At 30.9% G+C, this 6,000-nt stretch carries 5 protein-coding genes; all 5 read left to right on the top strand.

The window, feature by feature from the left end; genetic code table 11:
- Nucleotides 1-367: 367 nt before the first annotated feature.
- The 5 genes from CLV96_RS19425 (at nucleotide 368) to CLV96_RS19860 (ending at nucleotide 5,159) form a co-directional block, all read left to right on the top strand.
- Complete coding sequence (locus tag CLV96_RS19425; protein ID WP_040917414.1) at nucleotides 368-934, top strand: outer membrane protein assembly factor BamD; 567 nt, start codon at nucleotides 368-370, stop codon at nucleotides 932-934.
- A gap of 644 nt (nucleotides 935-1,578) precedes the next feature.
- Entirely contained in the window at nucleotides 1,579-2,634 is a 1,056-nt protein-coding gene (locus CLV96_RS19420) for a YaaC family protein (protein ID WP_081581568.1), read from the top strand.
- Nucleotides 2,631-3,659, top strand: a complete 1,029-nt coding sequence (locus CLV96_RS19415; protein ID WP_004787812.1) for a hypothetical protein — start codon at nucleotides 2,631-2,633, stop codon at nucleotides 3,657-3,659. The genes CLV96_RS19420 and CLV96_RS19415 overlap by 4 nt, the downstream gene beginning before the upstream one ends.
- A 202-nt stretch (nucleotides 3,660-3,861) precedes the next feature.
- Nucleotides 3,862-4,515, top strand: a complete 654-nt coding sequence (locus CLV96_RS19410; protein ID WP_004787831.1) for a hypothetical protein — start codon at nucleotides 3,862-3,864, stop codon at nucleotides 4,513-4,515.
- Nucleotides 4,512-5,159 carry a hypothetical protein gene (locus CLV96_RS19860; RefSeq protein ID WP_040917418.1) on the top strand — a complete coding sequence of 216 codons (648 nt, stop codon included), beginning with the start codon at nucleotides 4,512-4,514 and terminating at the stop codon, nucleotides 5,157-5,159. Before CLV96_RS19410 ends, CLV96_RS19860 begins: the two co-directional genes overlap by 4 nt.
- Nucleotides 5,160-6,000 lie beyond the last annotated feature (841 nt).

The following is a 6,000-nucleotide window of genomic DNA, read 5'->3' as shown; positions in this document are numbered from 1 at the left end:
TTCTCGTGGGGCCCTCTCTCGGCCTAAAGGCACATTTCGTGTCACGCTAACGCCTCTTTCAGAGGCTCAGCTACACGAAACGTCGGTAAGCCTAGGTCGTTATGCGATATGCAATAAAAAATATATTAAAAACTGAGTGATTAATGCTAAAATCTCAATGAAAGTGTATGTTTTCCTTAAGAATAAATTTCCAACCTGAATAAACAATAAGACAAAAATAATAAAAGATAAAAATACTATAATAATAAAATATTCAATATCCGTATGAAGTAATTTATAATTACCAATATTTAGAAAATATTTCAAATAAAGCATTAGGAATAATAAAATAAATTCTATTACTAAATTTAAATAAAAAACAAAATTCATGAAAATAATTACTAACTATTCTATAGATAAGAAAAAAGGGAATTTATTGAAATGTCTATTGATTTTTTCTATACTTAGTTATTTCCAATGCTCTTCCAAAGTTGATGAACCTGATATCATTATTAAGGATCAAATTATAAAAGAAATTGCATCAATCTCTAATCAATTTAATTCAAATGAAGATTTAAATTTATATCAAAAAGCAAAATTTCTAAATAGAATAGAAATAGAAGAAAACGAATATCACAAGGATAAATCATTCTTTGTTTCTCTTGATTTCATAACAATAAATTCTAATAATTTCGGAAATTCGATCGTTTATAATGGTAAAGAATGCAAACAATTAATAAAAAAATACCCAAAAAGTGAATATATTGACGATTGCAGATACTTGATTCATAATATCGAAAACGAGAAAAAAGATTTTCTAATCCTTAAAAAAGAATTAAACTTTCTAAAAAATTTTCTAGTTACATTTCCTTCTACAAATTTAAAAGAAGAAATCTTAGAAAGAATTACATTGATTGAAGAAGAAATAGAGTCGGGAATAGATATAATTGATTAAAATTGCACATCGTATAACAGCGACTTACCGCTACGCTTCGGCACAAGGCCTCGCTCGGCCTACGGCAAATTCCCTTTCTGTCACTCGTTTGCAGCCGCAAACTACGTGCCAGTCCCTAACGTCCCTTCGGGACTCAGGGTCAGGGAACTTCGGTAAGCCTAGTTCGTTAATTGCAATAGGTTAAATCATACAAAAAAAGCGCGCGAAAATTTTCTTTAGAGAAGGTTGAGGAATTAATATATTACTGCCTTTTAGTAGTGGAAAATTTCTTCAAAGATTCTTTTATTAAACTGTGATTTGCTAAAGAAGAAAATTTTCCCATTAAAAGAAGAAAGAAGTGTTTTTAATTCACTAGCTCCAATATAAATTTATAAGAAAAGAAAGATTCGGATCGAAAATTTTCGCGCTTGATGAGATTTCCCTTTCGACAATTATCTTTTTCTGTAGAAACCTACTGCAATTAACATCCGCTTACCGCTGCGCTTCGGCACTCACGGCCTCGCTCGGTCTGCGACACATTCCTCTCCGGCACGATTTTTGCCTCCGCAAATATCGCGCCGACGCTAACGCCTCATACTGAGGCTCAGCTACGAGGAACGTCGGTAAGCTTTTTCGTTATGCGACATGACTAAATAAATATAAATATGGAAATTTTTAGCGAAAATCCACGAGAAAAAATCTGGCAGATGTTAGACAGATTTCAATATTCAAGTAATATAATTTCTCATTTTGAAAAACACAGTCTAATATACGATAGTTCTCTTGCTGATTCAATATCAGGCTCAATAGCACAATCTAGAGAGTATTTTACTGCTGCAGCAAATTCGTCCCTACAGATTTCGCCACTTTTATTATATTACGGAACCACTAACTTATATTATGCTACATATATATTAGTTAATGGCAAACTACCTAGTATTAATTCACATGGAATGAAATTATTCAAACCAGAAAAATTAAATTACATAGGAGATATCATTGTCAAAATACTAAATAGTGAGACTGGAGCTATAAATATTTATACAAAGTTATTTGAATCCCAAAATATGGCTGGGAATTGGAGTTTAATCGATTTCCTTCGATCCATTCCAGAATTGTATGAAATCTTTTTAGAATGTTACAAAGAAGAACAAAGCAATTTAATCCCCATTACAATTACAAAGAAAAGAGATGATACATTTGAAGCATTTCTTATAGAGGCTTTAGCAAGAGTTCAATATTCAGATCAATTTCCAAACAATATTATCAATTTTCAAAAAGCATATCTTAGCCCCCAACAATCGATGGATAAAAAAAGAATCATTCTTCGCCCGAAACTTAATTCTATTGATATTGGCGTTTACTCATACACTGGTCAAAAATACCTTCAAATAGCATATTCAAGAAATAATTTACTTCTTCAAATGCCGCTTCCTATCTTATTCCTCTCGTCCTTGTATGCCCTTGGATTCCTTACAAGATATAATCCAGAAATTTGGTCAAATTTTAATAGAACTGACTTAACAGGCGAGAAGCTTGTATTCGAAAATTTCACTGATCTTTGCCAACGTTTAATACCAAATTATGCATTAAATAAGATTCATTCAACAAATCATCAATTTACAAATAGCAGGCAAGGAATTAGGGATTTTCAACATTCCTTAAGAGAGTCAGATGTTAAAGAATTAATAAAAGAATATTTTGAGGAAAACCGAGAATGAGCATTCAAGAAAGCGTATTTAAATTAACTTCAGAAATCTTAAAACACGAAAAAAGGCAGGAGATATATGAGCTAATATCAAAAATGCGTATTTCAAAGACTGAAGAAAATCAAGTAGACATTGATCACTCACAGTTATGGTATTTTGCTCATCAGGAAAACATTCAATTTCTTGGTCTTTTGATTCTTAACGAAAAAGCTGGGAGCATTTCATTAAATTCAAATGGAATCGTAATGAATAAATTATCTAATCATGATTTAAAAATTATTGAGTCATGGTATAGAACAACTATTTACATATTAGAGTATTTCACAGAATTATTAAACCCTTATGGTAATATTTTTGAAAATTTATCAAATCCATACTATCAGTACAAAAAACCTAACTTAATCACTAATTCTGAGATTATTTCATTTAGCGACCAGATAATCAAAAATATTAGGGCTGAGCTAGAAAACCACCCCACTTGCTTATTGTTAAAAAATATATCTCAAAAATTTAAAAAAGAAATTGAACAGATTTCTATATCATTACCTCAAGCAGTCTTGAAAATTGAAAATGATATTCATAGAGCTTCAATTACATCTACAAATCGTGAAATATTCGATCTTCAAATTACTCAAAATCTTACGGATTTAGCATTCTCAGATAAGACTGTTGCAATATTAATCTTTGCAATTATAAACTGGCGCTCAACTATGAGGATAATTTCACAATTAATATTTCAAGCTACTTACCAAAATAAATTACCTCAGATAGGAAACAGTAATATTACCAAGATTCATAATCACCACTCTACCAATATCGGAAAAGTCTTAACTTGCTCAATTCAACCAACAGCTGAAGAAATTTCAACAAAGCCTGGGGATATAATCTATTATAACATCGATGAGGAAACTTACAAATTTAAAGGAATAGCAAAGATTTGTAATTTCACTTTCAAGATGTCACAAGAAGAAGGAACAATAATGAAATTTGGATTAAGATTGATAGATGATCATCTAAATTATTTCGAAAATCTTTAAATTTTCGTCACGTCGCATAACAGCGCGGAAACGCTGCGCTTCGGCACTTACGGCCTTGCTTGGGCTGCGCCACATTCCTCTCCGTCACGCTTCTTGCTCCGCAAGAAGACGCGCCGACGCTAACGCCTCCTACGGAGGCTCAGCTACGAGGAACGTCGTCTCCCCTAGTTCGTTATGCGAAACTTAATTAATTGGAACCTTTATGGAAAGAATTAAATATTATACAATCTTTACACTTATATTTATGATTTTAGGATTTTTTATACTTTATATAACATACTTTTACCTATCCCATATATTTGATAGCACACCAGCTATGAATATTGAGAACGTTGAAATCGTTTATAAAAATCCAGCTTTGAATGCTAAAATCAATCTTATCTGTAATGACGGAGATTTCGATATAATAAATCTACACGACAATTCAAACTTAGCAACGAGCGAAAGAAAGCTACAAATTAAAACAAGATATCCAAAATGCTTTTTACTAAAAAACCTTGCTAAAGGTTACTACAACGAAAGCTTATCGTGCGTTGAAAATATAACGAACATATTATCGGACAATATTGAAACTCCATTCTTCGATTTAAATAATTATTCTTCCGATATATATAAAAAATTTGGTAAAAAACATTTGCTCTCGATTATAGGTGCATCGAATTTAATTAAAATAGTAAATAGAGTTGACCGCATTGAATTCTATGGTGAAAAATCTACGTCGATACTGACAGAAGATGGAATCCTATTCATAATCTACTCAAATTTGAATGAAGATCTAATGGACAATCTTTCAATTAGCAGTTGTTATCCCGAATACGATTTTGAACAGCAATTTGCTAAAATAAAGAAACTATGAAAAAAATTTGGAAATACCTTTTGGAATATTTAGCCATTATCTTTGTATGCTTTATCTTCTCCATAATTCATTCAATCTACAGCATGATTTACGATAAAAAAGAATTACTGACAAATAACAAAGCATTGTTATACAGAAATCCTAATATAAAGGTAACAGAAATTGATTTGAATTTTAGAAGTCAAAACCCTTTACGGCTATTATGTTCTGAATACCAATGCGAAATTCAGAACATTGAATGTAATAAAAAAGATAACTCGCCATTTACAATCTACAATATTTGCAAACATGAAGATACGGAAATCTATATCCGAAAAAATTTCAATTTCATTTGTAAATCAGACGAACCATGTGAAAGCAATATTTTAAAAACGTTGAATATTTCCGTTTCAGAGATTAATCCTCTAAATATTTTAAATTCATTCGAAAATTACAAAATTCTAAGAAATATAGAATCTCTATTTATAGATGCTAATCGATCAGAAAATACGAAAGTCTTTAAAAAATCAGGTCATTATTTTATAACACATGAAAACGGAATTACAATAATTCCTACAAATTCAGAAATCATCTCGATACGCCTAAAACCAAACAAAATAAATTTGCACAATTTAATCAAAAATCTTGAAATTATTTACAATTAAGCTTCGCATAACAGCGGGGAAACGCTTCGCTGCGGCACTTACGGCCTTGCTCGGTCTACGACACATTGTCCTCCGTCACGCTTCTCGCTCCGCAAGAAGACGTGCCGACGCTAACGCCTCTACGAGGCTCAGCTACGGACAACGTCGTCTCCCCTAGTTCGTTATACGAAATCCGCAAAAAATGAATTTAGAATTACTAATAATTAAAATAGTTTCCTTCTCTATCCTTATACAGCTAGTAATTCTCATTCTACTAAAACTAAAGAGCGAATTGTTTGTAAAAAATACTTTGCTATTTTTTGGTTCAATTGGATTAATTTCTGTACTATTGCCTGTTTTAATATCAATATTTGATTTCGATTTAATATATCCAGATACATGCATTTACAAATTAATGAAAGGAAAAATTGCAAATTCATTAACTTGCGATAAAATTAAAAATCCAATATTCAGTTGGATAAATCAAAATTTTAAAGAATATTACACCGCTATTAGTTTAAATCTTTTTGCACTATTCTTACCGCTTTTCCAATCCTTTACAAGAGGCAAATTTATGCGAATCCTGAATAATCCGCTTTGGATCTGCATTGTAGAATATTCAATCGGATCTATTTTTTTGTTTTCTATATTAATTATAGTTTTTATTTTTCATAACGAAAATACATTCTATTCAATCATTCTAAGTATATTATTACTAAGCGCATTTATTCATTGTTTTATATTCTATTTTTTATATAAAGTTCCAATTTCAAAGATTTTTCATTATTTTTTTTCAGCTTTAATTAGCCTATGCTTAATTGTTCTTTTTGCTTGCATCTCCATTCTTTCTATTGCAAACGCA

The sequence above is a fragment of the Leptospira meyeri genome (assembly GCF_004368965.1).
GTDB classification, from domain to species: Bacteria; Spirochaetota; Leptospiria; order Leptospirales; family Leptospiraceae; genus Leptospira_A; species Leptospira_A meyeri.
This window is presented reverse-complemented; position numbering and strand designations above follow the sequence as displayed.

Excerpts from the sequence above, each read along its gene's own strand:
- CLV96_RS19425 (WP_040917414.1), top strand. The coding sequence starts at position 368 with ATGAAAATAATTACTAACTATTCTATAGATAAGAAAAAAGGGAATTTA.
- CLV96_RS19420 (WP_081581568.1), top strand. The coding sequence starts at position 1,579 with ATGGAAATTTTTAGCGAAAATCCACGAGAAAAAATCTGGCAGATGTTA.
- CLV96_RS19415 (WP_004787812.1), top strand. The coding sequence starts at position 2,631 with ATGAGCATTCAAGAAAGCGTATTTAAATTAACTTCAGAAATCTTAAAA.
- CLV96_RS19410 (WP_004787831.1), top strand. The coding sequence starts at position 3,862 with ATGGAAAGAATTAAATATTATACAATCTTTACACTTATATTTATGATT.
- CLV96_RS19860 (WP_040917418.1), top strand. The coding sequence starts at position 4,512 with ATGAAAAAAATTTGGAAATACCTTTTGGAATATTTAGCCATTATCTTT.